18 protein-coding genes are annotated in these 19630 nt (G+C 70.1%); 10 read left to right on the forward strand and 8 right to left on the reverse strand.

Features of this window, described 5'->3' with window-relative positions:
- Positions 1-104 precede the first annotated feature (104 nt).
- Complete coding sequence (locus ACSU1G_RS21250; RefSeq protein WP_439282014.1) at positions 105-839, reverse strand: AlbA family DNA-binding domain-containing protein; 735 nt, start codon at positions 837-839, stop codon at positions 105-107.
- Positions 840-1042: 203 nt separating this feature from the next.
- Here ACSU1G_RS21250 and ACSU1G_RS21255 point away from each other — a divergent pair, with 203 nt between their 5' ends.
- The 3 genes from ACSU1G_RS21255 to ACSU1G_RS21265 all read left to right on the forward strand — a co-directional run bounded on the left by ACSU1G_RS21255 (position 1043) and on the right by ACSU1G_RS21265 (position 3763).
- Positions 1043-1783 (forward strand): ubiquinone/menaquinone biosynthesis methyltransferase, encoded by a 741-nt coding sequence (locus ACSU1G_RS21255; protein WP_439282015.1) that lies wholly within the window; start codon positions 1043-1045, stop codon positions 1781-1783.
- A 172-nt stretch (positions 1784-1955) separates the two neighbouring features.
- A complete protein-coding gene (locus ACSU1G_RS21260; RefSeq protein WP_439282016.1) occupies positions 1956-2444 on the forward strand; it encodes a hypothetical protein in 489 nt (162 codons plus the stop codon).
- A gap of 44 nt (positions 2445-2488) precedes the next feature.
- Positions 2489-3763 carry an endonuclease/exonuclease/phosphatase family protein gene (locus ACSU1G_RS21265; protein ID WP_439282017.1) on the forward strand — a complete coding sequence of 425 codons (1275 nt, stop codon included), beginning with the start codon at positions 2489-2491 and terminating at the stop codon, positions 3761-3763.
- Positions 3764-3795: 32 nt separating this feature from the next.
- On the opposite strand, the gene ACSU1G_RS21270 is transcribed toward ACSU1G_RS21265, so the two are convergent.
- Positions 3796-4284, reverse strand: a complete 489-nt coding sequence (locus tag ACSU1G_RS21270) for a MarR family winged helix-turn-helix transcriptional regulator (RefSeq protein WP_439282018.1) — start codon at positions 4282-4284, stop codon at positions 3796-3798.
- A 108-nt stretch (positions 4285-4392) separates the two neighbouring features.
- Here ACSU1G_RS21270 and ACSU1G_RS21275 point away from each other — a divergent pair, with 108 nt between their 5' ends.
- The 4 genes from ACSU1G_RS21275 (at position 4393) to ACSU1G_RS21290 (ending at position 8785) form a co-directional block, all read left to right on the forward strand.
- Complete coding sequence (locus ACSU1G_RS21275) at positions 4393-5154, forward strand: SDR family oxidoreductase (RefSeq protein WP_439282019.1); 762 nt, start codon at positions 4393-4395, stop codon at positions 5152-5154.
- The gene (locus tag ACSU1G_RS21280; protein WP_439282020.1) at positions 5154-6389 is read left to right on the forward strand and encodes an MFS transporter; all 1236 of its coding nucleotides are present in this window, start codon (positions 5154-5156) and stop codon (positions 6387-6389) included. The genes ACSU1G_RS21275 and ACSU1G_RS21280 overlap by 1 nt, the downstream gene beginning before the upstream one ends.
- A gap of 165 nt (positions 6390-6554) precedes the next feature.
- The gene (locus ACSU1G_RS21285) at positions 6555-7310 is read left to right on the forward strand and encodes an ABC transporter ATP-binding protein (RefSeq protein ID WP_439282021.1); all 756 of its coding nucleotides are present in this window, start codon (positions 6555-6557) and stop codon (positions 7308-7310) included.
- Positions 7307-8785 carry a permease gene (locus ACSU1G_RS21290; RefSeq protein ID WP_439282022.1) on the forward strand — a complete coding sequence of 493 codons (1479 nt, stop codon included), beginning with the start codon at positions 7307-7309 and terminating at the stop codon, positions 8783-8785. Before ACSU1G_RS21285 ends, ACSU1G_RS21290 begins: the two co-directional genes overlap by 4 nt.
- 55 nt (positions 8786-8840) lie before the next feature.
- Here ACSU1G_RS21290 and ACSU1G_RS21295 read toward each other — a convergent pair whose 3' ends face one another.
- Entirely contained in the window at positions 8841-9536 is a 696-nt protein-coding gene (locus ACSU1G_RS21295) for a DsbA family oxidoreductase (protein WP_439282023.1), read from the reverse strand.
- Positions 9537-9597: 61 nt separating this feature from the next.
- Positions 9598-10830 (reverse strand): S1C family serine protease, encoded by a 1233-nt coding sequence (locus tag ACSU1G_RS21300; RefSeq protein ID WP_439282024.1) that lies wholly within the window; start codon positions 10828-10830, stop codon positions 9598-9600.
- 208 nt (positions 10831-11038) lie between these two features.
- Between ACSU1G_RS21300 and ACSU1G_RS21305 the strand changes: the two genes are divergently transcribed.
- On the forward strand, positions 11039-12163 hold the full coding sequence (locus ACSU1G_RS21305; protein WP_439282025.1) for an LLM class flavin-dependent oxidoreductase: 1125 nt from the start codon (positions 11039-11041) through the stop codon (positions 12161-12163).
- A gap of 99 nt (positions 12164-12262) precedes the next feature.
- Here ACSU1G_RS21305 and ACSU1G_RS21310 read toward each other — a convergent pair whose 3' ends face one another.
- Positions 12263-15199 (reverse strand): FAD-binding and (Fe-S)-binding domain-containing protein, encoded by a 2937-nt coding sequence (locus tag ACSU1G_RS21310; protein WP_439282026.1) that lies wholly within the window; start codon positions 15197-15199, stop codon positions 12263-12265.
- A 172-nt stretch (positions 15200-15371) separates the two neighbouring features.
- Here ACSU1G_RS21310 and ACSU1G_RS21315 point away from each other — a divergent pair, with 172 nt between their 5' ends.
- Positions 15372-15941 (forward strand): DUF2087 domain-containing protein, encoded by a 570-nt coding sequence (locus ACSU1G_RS21315; RefSeq protein WP_439282027.1) that lies wholly within the window; start codon positions 15372-15374, stop codon positions 15939-15941.
- A 64-nt stretch (positions 15942-16005) separates the two neighbouring features.
- On the opposite strand, the gene ACSU1G_RS21320 is transcribed toward ACSU1G_RS21315, so the two are convergent.
- The 3 genes from ACSU1G_RS21320 to ACSU1G_RS21330 all read right to left on the reverse strand — a co-directional run bounded on the left by ACSU1G_RS21320 (position 16006) and on the right by ACSU1G_RS21330 (position 18487).
- Entirely contained in the window at positions 16006-16419 is a 414-nt protein-coding gene (locus ACSU1G_RS21320) for a phage holin family protein (protein ID WP_439282028.1), read from the reverse strand.
- 147 nt (positions 16420-16566) lie between these two features.
- Positions 16567-17529, reverse strand: a complete 963-nt coding sequence (locus tag ACSU1G_RS21325) for an aspartate dehydrogenase domain-containing protein (RefSeq protein ID WP_439282029.1) — start codon at positions 17527-17529, stop codon at positions 16567-16569.
- Positions 17530-17593: 64 nt separating this feature from the next.
- Positions 17594-18487 carry an ArgP/LysG family DNA-binding transcriptional regulator gene (locus tag ACSU1G_RS21330; protein ID WP_439282030.1) on the reverse strand — a complete coding sequence of 298 codons (894 nt, stop codon included), beginning with the start codon at positions 18485-18487 and terminating at the stop codon, positions 17594-17596.
- A 71-nt stretch (positions 18488-18558) separates the two neighbouring features.
- Here ACSU1G_RS21330 and ACSU1G_RS21335 point away from each other — a divergent pair, with 71 nt between their 5' ends.
- Positions 18559-19320 (forward strand): LysE/ArgO family amino acid transporter, encoded by a 762-nt coding sequence (locus ACSU1G_RS21335; protein ID WP_439282031.1) that lies wholly within the window; start codon positions 18559-18561, stop codon positions 19318-19320.
- Positions 19321-19630: the final 310 nt, after the last annotated feature.

Raw genomic sequence — 19630 nt, forward strand, 5'->3', positions numbered from 1 at the left:
CGGCCTGACCCAACAGCGCGGGCGCAGTGACCCCGATAGAAGCACTACCGGATACCTGCGCCCGTGCTACCGGATCGCTACACACCCGCTACCGAAAGAGCCGTCTATACAAACGTGTCCGGATCCATCGCCACGTCAGGGGCTACTGGCTCCTCTCGAACGCCGGCGCCCATTTGTTCGACCACGCGTCTGACCAGAACCTGTACGTCTGACTGGGCTTCCGTCCGCACGCGATTTCGGTAGTTCTCCAGAATCCACGCCCATGACTGATGGGTTGCAACAGAGTTCGACGTTCCCCTCCGGACAAACACCGTGCCAGCATGGAATACGGCTTTGGGCCGGCCGTTACCTGTCCATGTGCCGTCTTGGGAAATTACAGCGGGGAGGCCGTCCGGGGGAGGGGCAACATATATGAGGACCATCGGTCCCGTACCTGATCCTGTCCGGACCTGGGGATGAAATTGGGCCCTGATATCGACGTGGCTGTCGACGTAGCCCCTGACTATTTCCCCTAGGCTGGCAGAATCAAACATGGCCTTCTTCGGAGGTTCGATTTCGGAGACCAACTGCCCGTCATCGGTCGCGCCTACGACTATGTATCCGCCGCCGGGGAGGTTCATCATGGCGGCGCAGTCCTTGACGAAATCCAGCTTTTTCTTCGGCTCTGCAAGGACGAGCGTTTGCTTGAAGTCGAGCGCCGAGAATTCGGCTCCAGCATTCAAGAGTTCGTAGAGCTTCTCCTCATCTACCCGTCCATCACAAACGAACGGAAGTAACTGCCCGGCGAGATCGAAGCGGTCTGTCGCCGCGCCATTGCCCTCTGCAGCACTGCCTTGCATGGTCCCCCTGTGCTCGCGGATCCTTCCTAACTTACAAGTTAGGGATGCATAGCCGGCTCGCTCTATGTTCTTGGGTGTGTCTCATCGCGGATCCTGTTGGTCATAGAGTTTCCGGTTGCTGAGCTTCTCGAGTCGTCTTCCGATGGACCTGATGGCTGCCTTCTTTCGCCGGGCGTTCGCCCGGGACCGACTACCGTGGTGGGGTGAGCACGAACGAGTCATCCGCCGAGAACCCCCGTCCCGACGACCACGGGGCAGACCACGGAGCCCAGGTCTCCTCGATGTTCGACGGCCTTGCCGACCGCTATGACCTGATGAACCTCGTCATGACCTGGGGTCAGGAACCGCGCTTCGTCCGCCGGACCGTTGAACGCGCCGAGCTGCCCGACGCACCCGTCGTCCTGGACCTGGCCACCGGCACGGGCGACATCGCCCTGGAGGTGCTGCGGCAGTACTACGGTGCCACCATCACCGGCGCCGACTTCGCACCGGAGATGATGGAGGTCGGCAAACGGCGTCCCGGCGGCGAGCAGATCGACTGGGTCGAAGCCGACGCCATGGACCTGCCCTTCGCCGAGAACACCTTCGACGCCGTGACCCACGGCTACCTGCTGCGCAACGTGGCGGACATCCCCACCACGCTGGCCGAGCAGTTCCGGGTGCTCAAGCCCGGCGGGCGCATGGTCGCCCTCGAGACCTCCCCGGCCCCGGACAACATCATCAAGCCCTTCTCCACCGCCTACATCAAATACGTGGTGCCGCAGATCTCCAAGCTGATCACCCGGAATCCCGATGCCTACGAATACCTCTCCGCCACGAGCCGGGGCTTCAAGACCCCCGCGCAGATCCAGGGTCTGCTCGAGGACGCCGGATTCACCGACGTCGGCCACGAGACGTTCCTGTTCGGCACCTTGGCGATCCACTGGGCCACCAAGCCCCTCTGAACCTTCTCCCCCTCCATCACGGCACCAGTTGGTGTCGACTCCTCTGGCGAGTCTCGACCTGCAGCGCTCTCATGATCGGGGGCGGGGATCGGCCGTTCACCTTCCCCGCCTGCAGATCTAGTCTGGGATGAAGGCCGGTGCCCTGGCATCGGCTCGCTCTGGGAGGCATGTCATGCATGAGAACGAGAACGATAAGGTCCACCCTGTGGTCCGTGACAAGACCGGGTTGTCCCTCGGGTATCGCCTGCTCTGGAAGATCCGCTACGCGGCCAACGACGTCTACGGCCCGGCGAGCCGGCAGGCAGGCCTGAATCCCCGTGAGGGGCTCAGGGTGGAGCGCGCGCAACGGGTCGCGGCGGGCTATCGTGCCCAGGGCAAGGAACCGCCCCCCGCCGTCCAGCGCGCGGCGGGTGATGTGGACGCGCCCGCGTCCGAGAGATCCGAGTTCCTGGGCCACCACGGTCAGCCCCCGAAACCGTTCCAGGAGGGCTGGCGTTACATCATGGTGGATGAGGACGGGAATCCCGTGGACCCGGAGCAGACCGTGCAGACGGTCAAACGGACGCCCCAGCCCGAGGACCCGCCCCAGTCCGACGATCCCAGACCGCGGACGGACGATCCACCGCAGTCCGACAATCCCAGGCCCCAGACCGACGACTGACCGGCTGCCCGCGTGGTCCGGTGGTGGCGCTACGGTGCCCCGGGGTGGACGCGCTCCATCAGCGTCGCCATGAGCCGCTGCAGTTCGTGCACCTCATCGGCGTCCATCCGCAGCCGCCGCTTCATCTGAACGGTCTGCTCGGCCTGGCTGCGCAACGCACGCCCCTGCTCGGTGAGGGAGAGCGCCAGGCCGCGGCCGTCGTCGGCTCGGGCATGCCTCTAGGATGCCTGATGTGCCCGGCAGGCGGGCGGACGGTGCCCGGCCTCCCCGTGGCGGCGGCGGAGGGAGGCAGCATGGTGGTGGACCCGCAGCGGGTGGACCGGCGGAACGCCCGACGGCGGCGCGTGAAGACCGCGGTCCTGATGACCTGCGCGGTACTCGCCTTAGGCCTGGCGGTCCTGCCCCATCCGGCGATCACCGTCCCGTGGTTCGTGGTGCCGCTACAGTCCCTGGTCCCGGTGGTGTGCGTGGTGGTTGCAGCGCTGGCCGTGGTGATGGTCGTGGTGCGCCAGCACTGGGCCGCACTGCTCCTGCTGGCCGGCGTGCTGGCGGGACTGGTCCCGGCACTGGTGCCGATGGCGCCGCCCGAGGCTGCGAGCGGTGGTGGCGAGGCGGCAACGGAATTGACCCTGCTGAGCCTGAATGCCGAGTACGCCGGTGTGGACCCTGCCGCCCTGGCGGCGGTGATCAAACAGAACGAGGTGGATGTGCTCGTCCTGGTGGAGGCGGACGAGGGGCTGCTCGCCGGCTTGCGCGCCCGGGGTGCCCTGGACGGGCTGCCGCACCGCACGGCGGAGATTCCGGAGACGCCCCAAGGCGGGCCCGCCGGCGGCGCCGTGATCCTCTCGGCCCACCCGTTGCGGTCCGAGGGCGTGGTGCCACGGTTCGCCGGGTACCGTCATTTCGACCAACCGGTCGCGGTGGTGCAGGACCCAGGTTTGGGGCCGGTGCGCGTGGTGGGCATCCACCCGGTGCCGCCGATCGGGGCTGACTTCGTGCCCTCCTGGGATCAGACCCTGCGTGGTCTGGACGGCTGGCAGGCGGGCCGGTCGGATCTGCCCCTGGTGTTGGCCGGGGACTTCAATGCGAGCGGAGCCCACCCGCAGTTCCGTGCCCTGGCCGAGGGGTTCACCCCGGCGGCCGCCGCGGCCGGGCCCTGGCCGGGTCCGACCTGGCCGGTGGGCTCCTGGGCGCCGCCGTTCACGCAGATCGACCATGTGTTGCTGCGGGGCCTGGTGCCGCAAGACTACCGGCGGCTGACGTTGGTCGGGACGGATCACCGGGGCATCCTCACCACGGTGACGGCGGGTGGCCCGTAGGCGTGCCGCTCCGGAAGGTCAGGCCGTGGCGCTCAGTCCGCGGAGGGTGCGTTGGCGCGGAACAGCTCGGTCATCGCGTCCGCCACCAGTGCTGCCCGCTGCTCACCGAGCACGTCGATGAAGGCCGCATGGTTGATGCGGGCCGTCAGTGCGGTCAGGCGGTCGGCGAGTTCGCGGCCCTCCGGGGTGAACTCGAGGAAGGTCACCCGACGGTCGTCCGCGCAGGCGGCCCGGATGACGTACCCGCGGTGGGTGAGCTTGTCCGCGAGCTTGGTGAACCCCCCCGTGGAGAAGGAGGCCGCCTGGGCCAGTCGGGCCATCGGCGCGCGGTGCCCGGGCTGGCGGTGCAGGCTCAGCAGCACCTGCGTCTCCGCCGCAGTCAGGGAGAACTCCTCGTCGATGGCGTCGTGGATCCGGCGGTTGGTCACCTCGAAGCCGTTGATCACCCTGCCCCAGAGTTCCACGGCGCGGTCGTCCTGGGCGTGCTGCTGGGCTGCCGGTCGCCGGCCCGTGGTACTCATGACATATCCCCTTCTCGTCATTCCTTTCTTCACAATACCTTTCCAGGAAGCAGAATGGCAGTACGGCGCCCCACCGAAAGACCACATGATCCCCCGGAGGAGAACACCATGAGCAAGAAGGTCCTCATCACGGCCGGCGCAGGGGGCATCGGCTTCGCCACCGCCACCGCGTTCGCCGCGGAAGGCCACCGCGTGCACATCGCGGACATCAACGCCGAGGCCGTGGCCCAGGCCGTCCGGTCCCACGCGAACATCACCGGCTCGGTCACCGACGTATCCCAACCCGAGTCCGTGGAAGCCCTGTTCACCGGTTTGACGAGGGAGCTCGGCGGACTGGACGTGCTGGTCAACATGGCCGGCATCGGTGGACCGACCGTCCCCGCCGAGGAGCTTGCGGCCGCCGACTGGAATGCGATCCTGGGCGTCAACCTGACGGGCACCTTCCTGGTGACGCAGCGGGCGATCCCGCTGCTGAAGCAGTCCGAGGCCGGCACCATCGTGACCATGTCCTCCCTGGCCGGCCGCTTCGGCTACGAGAACCGCATCGGCTACTCCACCACCAAGTGGGGGCTGGTCGGCTTCGCCAAGACCCTGTCCCTCGAGCTGGGCCCGGATGGCATCACCTCGAACACCATCCACCCGGGCGCCGTGGCCGGCCCCCGCATGGACCAGGTCCTGGCCGGCCGCGCCGAGGCCAACGGCACCTCCCTGGAGGACGAGCAGGCCAACTCCCTGCAGAACCAGTCGGTGAAGCAGTTCGTCAGCGCGGCAGACATCGCTGCGCTGATCCTCTTCCTGGCCGGCCCGCACGGCCGCACCATCACCGGACAGCAGCTGCCGATCGATGGCGGTTCCAAGGCGGCCTCCTGATGACCCGGCCGGTTCCGCGGATCACCGCCTTCACCGCAGCAGTCCTCGTCTTCGGTGCGGTCAATGCCCCCACGGTGCTCTACGCGGAATGGCGCGCCGACTTCGACTTCTCCGCCACCGTCCAGACCCTCATCTACGCCATGTACGTGGGCGGGCTCATCCCCGGACTGCTGCTCACCGGCCGGTGGCTCCAGCGGCGCAGCCCCCGGACGCTGATGGTCCTGGCGGCGGCCGCCTCCGTGCTCGCCGCCCTGGCCCTTGCGGTGGCGGGCGGGGCGGGTGCCCTGTTGGCGGCCAGGTTCGTCCAGGGCCTGGCTCTCGGGGTGGTGATGACGGCCTCCAGTGCCGCACTCTACGGGGCCGTCCCACCGCGGGCGCGGTCCTACACCGCACTGTTGGTCACCCTGTCCGCCCTGGCGGGGGCCTGCCTCGGGCCCGTGCTGGCCGGCGTGGTGGCAGACCTCTCCGGGGGCACCACCCTGCCGATGCTGGCCGCAGCCGCCGCGGCGGCCGCCGTCCTGGTCCTGTTGCTCGTACACGGCCACTCCCCGGCCCCACCGACGACGTCGGCCCCCGCCGGTCCGTCCACCGGTCACCTGGTCCTGGGGGAGACCGGGGCGCTCGCCGTGGTCCCGGCAGCGTCCAGTACGCCGCCACCCCCGGCGGTGCTGCAGCCCCGAAGCCACCTGATGATCAGCCTGACCGCCGGGACCAGCTGGTCCATGGTCGGGATGTACCAATCGGTCGGACCGGGGCTGATCGAGTCGACGCTGGGCATCGAGAGCCTGACAGCCCTGGGCGGGATCGTGGCCGCGGTACTGGCGGTGGCCGGGATCGTGCAGGTGTCCGCCCGCAACGTGGCCATCCAGCAGGGCCGCCGGCTGGGACTGTCGTTCCTGCTGCTCGGAATCGGTGGCTTTGTCGCCATGCTGCTGACGGGGCAGGTGTGGTGGGTGCTCATCGCGGCGGCCGGGGCCGGCGTCGGGCATGGGTTCACGTTCTTCAGCGCCACGCAGGAGCTCGGCGAACTCAACCGCCGCCAGCCGCTGAAGGCAGCCGCGTCCTTGAGCCGCTACTTCACGATTGCCTACCTCTGCCTCGCGGCGTTCACGCTGCTGCTCGGGATGGTCGGGGACCTGTGGGCCATGGTGCCGGCCGCGGTGACCCTGATGGGGATCCTCGCCACCGGGTGCGTGGCGATGCTGTTCTCCCGCAACACGCCAGCCTCCCCCTGATCACGAGAGCGGTAACTGTCGACTGGCCTCGGCGATTCTGAACGCCAACTGCGGCCGTGATCGGGTGGAGGGGTGGCGGGGTCATCCTGTGGGTGGACCCGTGGCGGTTCAGGATCGGTCCCGGCTCCGACGACGCGGCAGGGGTGCCACGGCGAGAGTGAAGACATGATGAATCGACCCGCACCCCCGCACCCGCCCCTCCTCACCGCCCGGGGCCTGAGGAAGTCCTACGGCACCACCCATGCGCTGGACGGGGTGGACCTGACCGTTGCGGCCGGGGAGTCCGTGGCGATCATGGGTCCCTCCGGCTCCGGCAAGACCACCCTGATGCACGTCCTCTCCGGAATCCTGACGCCCGACGCCGGCTCGGTCCAGTTCACCGATGCCGGCACCCAGTCCACCGAGACGGTGGAGGTGACCTCCCTGAACGAGGAGGCGCGCGCGAAGCTGCGCCGCGAACGCCTCGGCTTCGTCTTCCAGGACGGGCTGCTGCTGCCAGAACTCACCGCCCAGGAGAACGTGGCCCTCCCGCTGATGCTCTCCGGGGTGCCCCGCGCGGGCGCAGAGTCCCACGCCGCCCAGTGGCTTGCTGCCCTCGGCCTGGACGGGATGCAGGACCGCCGTCTGGGGGAGCTCTCCGGCGGCCAGGTCCAGCGCGTGGCCATCGCCCGCGCCCAGGTGGCGGACCCGCACGTGGTCTTCGCCGACGAACCCACCGGAGCATTGGACTCCGCCACCTCCGCCTCGGTGCTCGGTGCCCTGCTCGACTCCACCGTGGGCCGCGGCCGCACCCTGGTGATGGTCACCCACGATCAGGCCACGGCTGACCGTTGCTCCCGCCTGGTACGGGTGCAGGACGGTCGGATCGTCGCCGACTCGGCCGCCGACACCACCACTATCACCGTGGGAGGTGCGCGATGAGGAACGAGACCGTCCGTCCCAGCACGCAGGCCGGCCTGCAGTCCAGCACGCAGCCCGGCCGCCCGGCCGGCGTTCAACCCGGCACCGCGCCCACCGGAAACCTGGGCGCCCTCCCGGGCCGGCCGCCGTCGGGCACGGGCCGCACGCCGGTATCCGGAACCGCCGCGGTGCTGAAGCTGTTCCTGGGCAAGTTGTTCTCCGACCGCCAGGTCTGGGGGCTGCCGGTGACCGCGTTCGCGATCGTCGGCACGCTGGCCCTGCTCGTGGCCGGCGGCGCCTCCTCCTTCTGGATGATCACGGGGGACCTGGCCGGCTTCTACCTGATGCTCTCCGTCTTCGCCCTGATGCTGCTCGTCTTCCCCCTGGTGGGCCTGGCGGGGTCCGCCGCCCGGCTGCTGGCCCGGCGGCGGGACGAGCGGCTCTCCTCCCTGCGCCTGCTGGGCGCCGGGACCCTCACGGTGCGGACCCTGGCCGTGGCGGAGTCCGTGGTGCTGGCCGCCGTGGGGCTGCTGATCGGCGTGGTTGGGTACCTCGTGTTCATGCCCCTGGTCGGGCTCATCCCCTTCGCGGGGCGGCCGATCGGCCTGGACGGCATGTGGCTCGGGACCGGGTGGCTGTTCGCCGTCGTCGGCGCCCTGCTGCTGATGGCAGCTGTCAGCTCGATGGCCGGGCTGCGCCGCATCGAGATCACCCCCTTGGGGGTGCGCACCCGGCAGCAGGCCGCAAAGGTCCACTGGGTCCGCGTGGTACTGGCCGTGGCCGGGCTGGGGATCGCCCAGGTGCTGCTCAACGCCTACGGGGCCGGGGACATGATGGTCGTGCTGATCATGCTGCTCGTCGGGTTCGGCCTGCCGATGCTGGCCCTGCACTTCATCGGCCCCTGGCTGGTGGGCCTGGTGACGCGGCGGACCTGGCGCCGCGCGGACACCGCCGAGAAGCTCGTGGCGGCCCGGAACGTGCTCGAATCCCCGCAACAGGCCTGGCGGCAGATCGGCGGCCTGGCGGTGACCACCTACATCGGCGTGGTCGGCGGCGCGGGCATGGGCCTGGCGAACGCGGTCTCCGCCGAGGGTGCGCGGCCCCAGGACCTGATCCTCGTCAGCGATCTGCAGACCGGGGTGCTGCTGACCATGCTCATCGCCTTCGTGCTGACGGCGTGCTCCGTGGGCATCACCCAGGCGGCGCAGGTGCTGGACCGGGCCGAGATGTACCGGGGCCTGGGCCGGCTGGGCATGACCGAACAGACCATGGAGGACATCCGCCGCCGCTCCGTGATGGGGCCGCTGTGGATCGTGCTGACCTTTACCCTCGTGGCCGCCGTGGTGACCACGCTGCCGGTGATCGGCGCGGCCATCATCTTCAGTCCAGTCTCCGTGGGCCTGGTGGCCACGGCCCTGGTGCTCGGCGTGGTGCTGGTCCGCCTGGGTGTCACCGCCTCCCGCCCCGCACTGCGCGGGGTGCTGGCCGAGGGCTGAGCCCCAGGCCACCACACGGTCGTCTGGACCAGCTCATCGTTCTGTCCCACGCTGCTCAGTCCGGTTGGCTGGACTCAGCCGCTCTCCGCACCAGGTCGTCGTAGACGGACGGGTCATCCGAGTCGACCACGAGGAATCCGGCACCCGGCTCGCCGACCTGGTGCATCTCGATGCCGGGGTTGTGGATGTCGCTGCCGTCGGGCAGGAAGAAGTGCGGGCTTCCCTGCACGGCATCCCGGCGGTGGAGGTAGGTGCGCATCATGGGTCCGCGGGCGCGGCCGTCATCGAGAGCCTCGCGGAGCCGGTCGACATCCACGTCCCGGCACCCGTCGGCGATGTCGAGGATCTCGTGCCGCATGCTGATGCACCGGCTGTCCCGCCAGAATCCCAGGCGCAGCGCCATGTCGAGCTGCTCGGCGGCCGTCGGTGACTGGTCCTTGGCGGCATGCACCGCCTCATTGGCGGGCAGGCTCGTCACCGGAAACTCCGAGGGGTCCCGCTGCCACGGTTTGAACTCCAGTTCCTCGGCCAGCGCACCGACCACCGGCTTCTCACCCTCGATGATCTTCGTGTTGAGCGCCATCTGGTTCACGTCTTCGAGCAGGAACAGCTGCGGGTCGAGGAAGAGCCTGCCGTCGAGACCGGCAGCGCTGCGCGCCCGGTAGAAGCGGTGGAAGGCGATGGTCGACCAGCCGCACATCACATCCGTGAAGGCCACGACGGTCGCGGTAGGAGCTGAGGGCTTGTCCATGGGCCCACCGTAAACCCCCGTGCAGCCCGCCGCACCCTTCCAACGACCGTCTCTTGGCGTCTCAGTTCACGGTGCTCTCGCCCAGGTCCACGGAGTCGGTGTGCTCGGTGCCGTCAGCGTCCGTCCAGGCCAGCGTCACGGTGTCACCCGGGTCCAACGAGCCGACCTGATCGGAGAGTTCAGCGGAATCGGCGACTTCGGTGCCGTCCAAGGCCGTCACGGTGTCACCGGCCACCAACCCCGCGGATTCGGCCGCGGACCCCGGGGCGGCCTCCACCACGAGGGCTCCCTCCACGCCGGGTGAGTCCGTCACCGTGACTCCGAGGGCGCCGGAGGCGCCGACCTGCACGCTGTCCGACTCCGTGCCGGCCACGATCTGGTCGGCGATGTCCAAGGCCTCGGTGACCTGCAGAGCGAAGCCGTTGACCTGCTCCGAGGTCTCCCCGACAGAGGCCGCCGTGCTCATCCCGACGACCTGGCCGTCGTCGTCCACCAGCGGGCCGCCGGAATAGCCGGGGACCACGTCCGCCTCCGTCGCGATCAGCCCGGTGAGGTCCTCGGTGTCGCCGAGGCTCTCCGCAGAGATGGACTGGTCCAGACCGGTCACCGCGCCGGAGACGGCGGTCAGGTACCCCTGACCGGAACCGTTGCCCACAGCGGCCACGTCATCCCCGGAGTCCACGCCGGAGGAGTCGACGCTGATGGTGTCCAGGCCGCTGGCGTCCTGCAGCTGCAGCACCGCGACATCATGGGCGGCGTCCCGGCCGACCACGCTGGCCACGAGGGTCTCACCCGTGTCCGCCACGGTGACCTCCACCTCGGAGGAGCCGTCCACCACGTGGTAGTTCGTCAGGGCCAGCCCATCGGCACTCACCACCATGCCCGTGCCGGCCCCCTCGCCGTAGGTGGTCTCCGTGTTGATCATGAGCACGCCGGGGGCGTCCTGGACCTCGACGCCGGCATCCACCGGGGTGCCCTCGGTACCTTGGGTGCGGTCTGCCTCGGCCGGTGAGGTCTCCTCCTCGGGCACCTCGATGCCCTCATGGACGTGGTTCAGGGACTCGGCCAGGGTGGCCGGGTCCGCGACGGTCTGCGCGGAGAACCCGCTCCCCGCGGGCTGTCCACCGGGCAGGCTACTGCCGGCGGTCGGGGAAGAGGCGACGGACGGGGGCGTGTCCGTGGTGACGGAATCGGCCACCACGCCGCCCACGGCGCCGGCCACCAGCAGTCCGGCCGCGGTCATCGCGGCCACGGACCCACGGATCCGGCGTGGCTTCTTCGGGGTGCAGTTCATGGCGTACTCCTGGGAGTCGGCTGTTTCTTGATCAGTCCACACACCACCACCGCAGTCTCCGCGCCACGTGTGCCGTTCCTGTGATCCAGCTGTGCAGGGCGTCCAGGAGCGCTCGGTCCGGCCCGGCCTTCTCCGTCGGACCGGGGCATCCAGCAGGAAGTTCAAATCTCAAGGAATGAATCGGGTGGGCCCGGGCGTTCTCCCTGACGTGACCGAGAACCCTGTGCCCCAGAATCCTGCCGCGCTCGCGGCCCCGCATCCCAACCCGTCCACCGAACGCGCCGACTCCGTGCCCGCCGGGACGCTCGAGTTCGGCCTGCACACCTTCGGGGACGTGACCCACTCGGTGGAGAGGCAACCCCTGAGCCACCCCGAGGTGTTGCGGAACGTGGTCGCCGAGGGCGTCATGGCAGACCAGTCCGGTGTGGACGTCATCGGCATCGGCGAGCACCACCGCCCCGACTTCACGGTCTCCTCACCCGAGATGGTGCTCTCCGCCATCGCCGGACAGACCGAGCACATCAAGCTGATCTCCGCCGTCACGGTGCTCTCCTCGGACGACCCGGTGCGCGTCTACCAGCGGTTCGCCACCCTGGACGCCGTCTCGAACGGCCGGGCCGAGGTCTCCCTGGGCCGCGGCTCCTTCATCGAGTCGTTCCCACTCTTCGGGTACGACCTCAAGGACTACGAGATGCTCTACGAGGAGAAGCTGGACCTCTTCTCCCACCTGCGCACCGAGCGGCCCGTCACCTGGCAGGGCAACACCCGTTCCGCGCTGCAGCGACAGTCCGTTTTCCCGACGACGGCGCACGAGTTCGGCCTGCCCACCTGGGTGGCCGTTGGGGGCACCCCGACCTCCGTGGTGCGTGCGGCCACCTATGGCATGGGGCTCGAGTTGGCGATCATCGGCGGGGCACCCGAACGGTTCCGACCCTTCGCCGAGCTCTACCGCCGGGAGATCGCCGCCCGCGGCTTCGACGAGCGCCGCGTGGCCCTGCACTCCCACGGCTTCGTGGGCGCCACGGACGAGGAGGCCGCCGAGCGGTACTACCCGCACTGGGAGGCCTCCATGCGCAAGATGGGCGCAGAGCGCGGATGGCCGGCTCCGTCTCCGGCCCAATTCCAGCAGGAGATCACCCACGGCGCTCTGCACCTGGGGTCCCCGGAGACGGTGGCCCGCAAGGTGGCGGCCAGCGTCCGGGCGCTGGGCGCCGGCCGCTTCGGCATGAAGTACGGCAACGGCTCCCTGCCGCACGAGTACATGATGGAATCGATCGAGCTCTACGGCTCGAAGGTCAAACCCCTCGTCCTGGACATGCTCTCCGGGTCCTGACCCACGGCACCACGAGTCCTGACCCACGGCATCACGAGAGCGCCAACTGTCGATCCGTTCGGCGTGTCTCGACCTCTGGCGCGGTCGTGATCCGGGGGTTTAGGAGGTGCGGTGGGTGCGGAGGGCGGCGGCGATGACCTGGACCAGGTGGCGTCCCTCCAGCCCGGCCAGGTCCGCGACCTGGGTGCGGCAGGAGAAGCCGTCGGCCAGGATGGGCTTGCCCGGGGAAGCCTCCGCCTTGGCCAGGATGCCCTTCCGGGCGATCGTCTCCGAGACCTCGTAGTGGCCCTGCTCCATGCCGAAGTTCCCGGCCAGCCCGCAGCAGCCGTTGGACAGCTCCACGTCCACGCCCATGGACTCCAGCAGGCCCCGGTCCGCGGCGTAGCCCATCACCGCGTGCTGATGGCAGTGCGGCTGGGCCAGCAGTTCCGCATCCCCGGCGGTGACCTGCGGCGGCATCCAGTCGCCGGCGGAGACCTGCTCGGTCAGCAGTTCGGCCATGGTCCGCACCGAATCCGCCACCTGCCGGGCCCCGGGCTCGTGGGGCAGCAGCTCCACCAGGTCTGAGCGCAGGGTCGCCGTGCAGCTCGGCTCCAGCCCCACCACCGTCCGCCCGGCCCGCACGTGAGGCAGCAGGATCTCCACGGTCTTCCGCAGCTTCACCTTCGCGGCGGTGAGCTGGCCCGTGGAGATCAGCGTCAGCCCGCAGCAGGCCTGCTCCCCGGCGGATTGGCCCACCACCTCGGCCACGCAACCCGCCGCCGCCAGCACCTGGAGGGCGTCGGCGGGGATCTCGGGGGACAGGGCGTCGGAGAAGGAGTCCACCCACAGCACCACGGGCCTCCCGGGGAGGTGCCGCGCACCGGAAGGTGCGCGGCCGGCGTCGTCCGCCGGGGTCGATCCGGCCTTCGCAGCCGCCTCCGACCAGCGGAACGGGGCCTTCGGCAGCGGCGGCAGGGACCGCCGGGGGTCCGCCCCCATCAGCGTCATCATGGCCCGCCGCACCACGGGCACCCTCCCGGCCGCGTTGACCAGCCCGGCCATCGGCGCCGCGAGCCGCAGCCAGAACGGCAACCGTCCCAAGGTGTAGTGGGACAGCGGCCGCACCTTCCCGGCGAACCGGCGGTGCAGGGATTCGGACTTGTAGGTGGCCATGTCCACGCCGGTGGGGCAGTCGGAGGCGCAGGCCTTGCAGGACAGGCACAGGTCCAAGGCCTCATGCACCTCGGGGGACTCCCACCCGAGGGTCACCACCGATCCGTTGAGCATCTCCTGCAGCACCCGGGCCCGCCCGCGCGTCGAGTCCTTCTCGTCCCCGGTGGCCAGGAAGGACGGGCACATGAAGGTGCCCTGCTCCCGCAGGTCCGCCCGGCACTTGGCGATGCCGATGCACCGGTGCACGGCATCGGTGACGGAGCCGTCGTCGTGGGCGAAGGCGAAGCCGTCCGCCGCGCCCTCCGTGGCGGAGGCCGGCCGTCGCAGGGAGGCATCCAGGGGATCTGGGTCCACCAGCACCCCCGGATTCATCAGCCCCGCAGGATCCAGCAACGCCTTGAACTCGGCGAACGCGGTCAGCGCCTCCGGGGAGTACATGACCGGCAGCAGTTCGCTGCGCGCCCGCCCGTCCCCGTGCTCGCCGGAGAGGGAGCCGCCGTAGCGGGCCACCAGGGCGGCGGCGGCCTCCATGAACTCGCGGAGCTGAGCCGTGCCGGTGGCGGTGCCGGCGTCGAAGGGGAAGTCGATGCGCATGTGGATGCAGCCGTCCCCGAAGTGACCGTAGGCCAGTCCGGACAGGCCGCGGGAATCCATCAGCGTCTTCAGCTCGCGCAGGTAGTCGCCGAGATGCTCGGGAGGCACGGCGGCGTCCTCCCAACCAGGCCAGGCCTGCGCACCGGTGGCGGTCCGGACCGCGAGCCCGGAGCCATCGGCCCGGATCTGCCAGAGCCGGGAGGCCTGCGGGCCCGAGGGCAGCACCACCGCCTCCAGACCATGGGCCTCGGCCACCATGGCCTCGGCGGCGGCCACCGCCGAGGCCTCGTCCGCCCCGCCGACCTCCACCATCAGCCAGCCCCCACCGGCGGGCAGGTCCGGCACGTCGGCTCCGGCAGGGGAGCGGCGCACCACGTCCACCATCTCCCCGGACAACCCCTCCAGCGCCAGGGGACGGTGGGGCAGCAGGTGGGGGACATCGTCCGCGGCGGCGGCCATGTCCGGGTAGCCGATCACCGCCAGTGCGGGTGCCGGCGCACGGGGGACCAGGTCCACCTCGGCTTCGAGCAGCACGCCGCACGTCCCCTCGGTCCCCACCAGGGCGGCGGCCAGGTCCCGACCGTTCTCCGGCAGCAGGTGCTCGAGGCTGTAGCCGGAGATCTGCCGGCCGAACCGCCCCAGCTCCGTGCGCAGCGTCTCAAGGTGCCGCTGGATGAAGGGTTCCAGGCCGGGCACCTGGTCCACGCCGTCCTGTCCCGGGACCACGTCCAGGATCCGGCCGTTCGGCAGCAGCCACCGCAGCCGACGCACGTTGTCCGCGGTGCGCCCGTAGGCCAGCCCGTGGGGCCCGCAGGCGTTGTTGCCGATCATCCCGCCGAGGGTGCAGCGGCTCGCCGAGGACGGATCCGGGCCGAACCGCAGCCCGTACGGCGCCGCGGCGGCCTGCAGGTCCGTCAGGATCACGCCCGGTTGCACGACGGCGGAGCGGGCCTCGGCGTCGATGGAGACGATGCGGTTCAGGTGTTCTCCCACGTCCAGGACCAGCCCCGGCCCCACGGCGTTGCCCGCGATGGAGGTGCCCCCGCCCCGCGGCGTCACGGGCAACCCGTGTCCGGCGGCGATCCGCACCGCCGCGATGACATCCGCGTCGTCCAGCGGACAGACCACCACCTCGGGGGCCACGCGGTAGTTGGAGGCGTCCGAGCTGTAGAGGGACCGGCGCAGCGGCGAGGTGTGGACCTCGCCGCGCACCTCCCGCTCCAGCTGGCGCACCACGTCCTGCAGGGTATCCCGGGTGACGGATCGGACGGCGGTGTCCACGTGCATGGGTCCTCCACAGGGTCGGTACAGGGTCGGGCAAGGTCGGTACAGGGTCGGTGACGGTGACGGCGGCGGTCGGTTCCAGCAGGTCCTTCTCCTGCACTGTGCCGGACGCCGCAGGTCATCACAAGGGTGTGAGGTCCTGCCGGAAGTACCCCGGGCAGGCCATACTGGTCCTATGAGTGATCCAGCCAACACTCCGGCCCGCCCCGCACCCGTGTCCCCGCCCGACTGGAAGCCCATCCTCGCCGCCCTCGGCAATGAGGCCGCCCGCAGTGTCTTCGCCCTGGCGACCCTCGGTGAGCTGGATGCGGAGACCCGGGCCGGGTTGAATGCCAAGGAGCAGAAGTCCGTGGTCGGCTGGATGTCCCTGGGGATCCTGACAGAGGACGAGGAGGGCGCCGTCACCGTGGACGGCTCCGCGGTGCGGGCACCTCTCACCGCGCCCGCCGCCACCGGGGCAGGGAGGGCGCGGGCCGGCGTCGGGAAATTCCTGGTGGCCGGGCGAGGACCGCGGATCGAGGCGATGCCGGCAGGATCGGCCGAGCGCGCCGAACTGTTGGCGTGGGTGCGCGACCACGCACTCGCGTCCGACGAGGTCCTGAGCGAGGAGCAACTGAACCAGCGGCTGCACGTCTTCCACCCGGATGTGGCGATGCTGCGGCGCTACCTGGTGGATGCGTCCCTGCTGGAGCGCACGGCCGCAGGGACCGAATACGCGATCCCGGCCGACTCCCGGATCCACTAGCCCGCCCTCTGCAAGCTGCAGGTCGTTGGATGCGGGGGTCAGACGCGGGGGTCAGACGTGGGGGTCAGGCGACGGCCTTGCGGATCGCGGCGCGTTCGGTGCGCCGGTCCCACCACCGGGAGACGAGGAAATAACCCGCGACCCAGGTGCCCAGGGCGGTCACGAGCCAGACCACCAGCGGGGCCAACACCCAGGCGCTCGCCCCGTCGATGGTGAGCCCGTTCGGCATCAGGGTGGCGATCCATATCGCCAGGAACGTCGAGACCAGCCCGACGCCTCCGAGGATGGCGGAGGCATACTTGCGGGCCAGGTTGAACACGAAGGGCGCCAGCAGAGCTTGGGCCAGGACGAAGACGAGAACGGCGGTGATGAACCCGGAAGGCTGCATCGAGACGCCGTCGATGAGGGCGCCGGCCAGCAGGAGTCCGACGGCGGCCATCACCAGGTTGATGCCCGCGTGGATCAGGAAGCGGATCATGGCGCGTACTCCTCGGGGATGAGGTGGGAGCGGCTTCAGGGCCGTCTGGGCGCACAACTCGTGTGCTCGGTGTGTCCATCACAGACCTCCCCGCGCCGCCGGTCAAGAACGCGCCGCCCCCGGCCTGAACCGTGATGATCTGGACTGCTACTGCTGGGCGGCCAGCGCCTCCCTGACGGTCCGGACCACCGAGAGGGCCGTCATCCCGGACGTCTTCGGGTTCTCGGGGCTCGGGGCCGATTCGAAGGTCAGCTCGATGCGGCCGGCCGGACCGGTGGCGAGGATCTCGTGCCGGCTGCGCTCGGCCTCCGGATCGGCGACCAGTTCTACCCGCACCCGGTCGAGGGAACGGGCCAGCAGCGTCGCGTCTTCGGCTTGTCCGGCCTGAGGCCCGACGCCGGCCCCGGCACCGGGTATGGGAGGGGTTCGGCCTCGCGTGGCCCAGGCCAACCCGACCGCCACATTGACGTTGGCCGGGAACTGCTCGATCGCGCCGGCGGGCCCGCCGGCGAACACGGTCACGGGGCCATCTCCGGGACGCAGCGCCCGCAGCTCGGCCTCCTGTTGATCGGTCATCCACGGCCGGAGCAGGGAGGTGGGGAGCTTGGAGGTGCGGATGCGCACTGCATCCAGCCCGCCGGCGTCGGCCGCGGCACCGAGCACATCGAAGCCGCCGATCGCCCCGTTGGTCACCCAGAGTCGCCCCGGTCCGGTCAGCAGTCGGCGTGCGGTCTCCGGGTCTGCCAGCGCGCCCACGCTGGTGAGAACCACATCGATCCCGGCGGCGATCACGCCCGGCCCGTACTCACCGGCGGGCTCCACGCCGGCGCACTCCACCACCAGGTCCGCCTCCGCCAACGCCTCGGCCCAGGTGGGGCAGTCCGTGTCCGCGCCGGTGGAGGACAGCTCGACCCCCGGGATGGCCCGATCGCGATGGGCGGACACCTCCCGCTCGGCCGCGCACAGCCGCAGCACGCCGGCCTCCCGCTCCGGGGCAAGCAGCGTGGCCACGTGGCGGCCGATGGCACCGAAGCCCAGCAGGAGTACCCGGGCCGGGACGGCGGGTGAAGCGGTGGGTGAAGCGGGGACGGGGAAGGCGGCAGGCGTCATCCCCACAGTCCACACCACGGGCGTCCCGACGCAGGGCATGTTGCGGCCCAGAACGACGTGCCGATCAGATCATGGTGCGGGCGGCCTGCTGCACGGCGGCGGTCAAGCGGTCCAGGGCCGCGGTCCCGGCCGACCAGCGTTGCCAGTGCAAGTCCACCCGGGACTGGCCGAGTTCCGGGATGGTGACCAGGTCCGGGTGGGTGCCCTCCAGGACCCCCTCAGGGAGCTGGCCCGCCGGGATCATGCCCCAGCCCAGTCCCGCGGCCACGGCGGCGTTGAACCCGCCCACGGTCGGCACCTGGTGGCGCGGGGGCTCGACGGGCTCGCCGCCGACGGCCGCCCGCCAGGCGGCGAGCCGGCTGCGTTGCAGGTTGTCCCGGGTGCCGAAGTCCTGCACGGGCACCGCCCCGAAATCCACGGTGCCGTCCTCCCCGCGGTACCTGTCCAGCAGGGAGGCGGCCGCCACCGGGTGGTAGTCCATGGTGCCCAGCTCCATGGAGATGCAGCCGGACACCGGGGCAGGGTGCTCGGTGATCGCCGCGATCACCGAGCCGGAGCGCAGCAGCTCGTGGGTGTGCTCCTGGTCCTCCAGGTGCAGCTGCAGCACCGCGTCATCCCAGGTGGCGGCCTGCCGCAGCACCTCCACGAACCAGGTGGCCAGCGAGTCCGCGTTGACCGCCACGGACAACACGGTGCGCCCGCCCGTGCCGCGGCCGAGGGAGCGCCGGGTCTCGTCCTCCAGCACGGCCACCTGCCGGGCGAGTCGCAGCATCCGGTCTCCGGCCGACGTCGTGCCCACCGGGACGGTGCGGGTCAGCAGCACCTGGCCCGCGTCCTTCTCCAAGGCCTTGATGCGCTGGGAGAAGGCGGAGCCGGAGATCTGCAGGGCGTCGGCGGCGGCGTCGAAGGTGCCCTCGTCCACGGCGGCGGCCAGGGCGCGCAGGTGATCGGTGTTCATGAAGCAAAGCTTAATACCCTGAAGGATATGCAGGTGGAACGGAAGGTGCAGGTCAACCTACCGTGATCGCTGTGACGATTTTCCTGATCGGTCTGCTGACCTGCCTCGCCCTCATCGTGGCCATCGGTGCCCAGAGCCTGTTCATCATCCGACAGGCCATCCGGCGCGACCACCTCGTGCTGGCACTCGCCGTCTGCCTGGTGGGCGATGTCGTGCTGATCACGGCTGGGACCGCTGGCGTCGGCGTGATCGCCGAGAACGCCCCGTGGCTGCTGGAGGTCCTCACGTGGGGCGGTGTGGCCTACCTGCTCTGGTTCGCGTTCTCCTCCTTCCGCTCAGCGTTCGGCGCCCGCCGCTCCATGACCGTGGACGAAGGCGAGGAAAGTGAGCTTGCGCTGGTAGGTGCCGGGGCCGGCGTCGGGCCTGGGGCCGGGAACCGGCAGGGGAGCGGAGGCGGACCGGCGACCGGGACGTTGGCCGTGGTCGCAGAGCGGCAGCGACTGTCCGTGCGGATGGAGCGCTCCAGCTCCACGCGGCGGGCGCTGAGTCCCGTGTGGACCGTGGTGCTGACCGCGCTGAGTGTCTCGCTGCTGAACCCGCATGCGATCCTGGACACCGTGGTCATGCTGGGCACCCTGGCCAACTCCTACGGTGCGGAGAAGTGGGTCTTCGCCGGCGGCGCGCTGGCGGGCTCGGCGATCTGGTTCCTGACCCTGGGGTTTGGCGTCCGTGCTCTGGCCCCGCTGCTGGACACCCCGCGGACGTGGAAGATCGTGGACATCGTGGTCGGCTCGGTGATGGTGTTCATCGCGGGGAGCCTGGCCTTGGGGTGATGCGGGATCAGATCCGCCGGCCCGTGTGGTCGTTCGTTCTGCCGCAGATCAGAATGCCAACTGTAGGTGCATGAGCCAAGGAGTTTCCCGGTCCCCGTGCGCCCCGGGAAATTTTCCCACAGGCTGTGAGATATCCGGGTCCCAGTTGAGCCACTCGGCGGAGAAAGCATGCCGAACAGGTTGATCTACGGGAGAGGTCTTTTCATCCTCGGGGATGCCGCGTGCAGGTCCTGGTGTGGCGACAGCTGGCGGCAAACTTTTCATGGAAGAGAGTGTCGAGCGAGAGTCGCAGATCGCGCCGCATCTGCTT

Source organism: Microbacterium sp. A93 (assembly GCF_051842835.1).

Excerpts from the sequence above, each read along its gene's own strand:
- ACSU1G_RS21250 (WP_439282014.1), bottom strand. The coding sequence starts at position 839 with ATGCAAGGCAGTGCTGCAGAGGGCAATGGCGCGGCGACAGACCGCTTC.
- ACSU1G_RS21260 (WP_439282016.1), top strand. The coding sequence starts at position 1,956 with ATGCATGAGAACGAGAACGATAAGGTCCACCCTGTGGTCCGTGACAAG.
- ACSU1G_RS21270 (WP_439282018.1), bottom strand. The coding sequence starts at position 4,284 with ATGAGTACCACGGGCCGGCGACCGGCAGCCCAGCAGCACGCCCAGGAC.
- ACSU1G_RS21275 (WP_439282019.1), top strand. The coding sequence starts at position 4,393 with ATGAGCAAGAAGGTCCTCATCACGGCCGGCGCAGGGGGCATCGGCTTC.
- ACSU1G_RS21280 (WP_439282020.1), top strand. The coding sequence starts at position 5,154 with ATGACCCGGCCGGTTCCGCGGATCACCGCCTTCACCGCAGCAGTCCTC.
- ACSU1G_RS21285 (WP_439282021.1), top strand. The coding sequence starts at position 6,555 with ATGATGAATCGACCCGCACCCCCGCACCCGCCCCTCCTCACCGCCCGG.
- ACSU1G_RS21290 (WP_439282022.1), top strand. The coding sequence starts at position 7,307 with ATGAGGAACGAGACCGTCCGTCCCAGCACGCAGGCCGGCCTGCAGTCC.
- ACSU1G_RS21295 (WP_439282023.1), bottom strand. The coding sequence starts at position 9,536 with ATGGACAAGCCCTCAGCTCCTACCGCGACCGTCGTGGCCTTCACGGAT.
- ACSU1G_RS21300 (WP_439282024.1), bottom strand. The coding sequence starts at position 10,830 with ATGAACTGCACCCCGAAGAAGCCACGCCGGATCCGTGGGTCCGTGGCC.
- ACSU1G_RS21310 (WP_439282026.1), bottom strand. The coding sequence starts at position 15,199 with ATGCACGTGGACACCGCCGTCCGATCCGTCACCCGGGATACCCTGCAG.
- ACSU1G_RS21315 (WP_439282027.1), top strand. The coding sequence starts at position 15,372 with ATGAGTGATCCAGCCAACACTCCGGCCCGCCCCGCACCCGTGTCCCCG.
- ACSU1G_RS21320 (WP_439282028.1), bottom strand. The coding sequence starts at position 16,419 with ATGATCCGCTTCCTGATCCACGCGGGCATCAACCTGGTGATGGCCGCC.
- ACSU1G_RS21325 (WP_439282029.1), bottom strand. The coding sequence starts at position 17,529 with ATGACGCCTGCCGCCTTCCCCGTCCCCGCTTCACCCACCGCTTCACCC.
- ACSU1G_RS21330 (WP_439282030.1), bottom strand. The coding sequence starts at position 18,487 with ATGAACACCGATCACCTGCGCGCCCTGGCCGCCGCCGTGGACGAGGGC.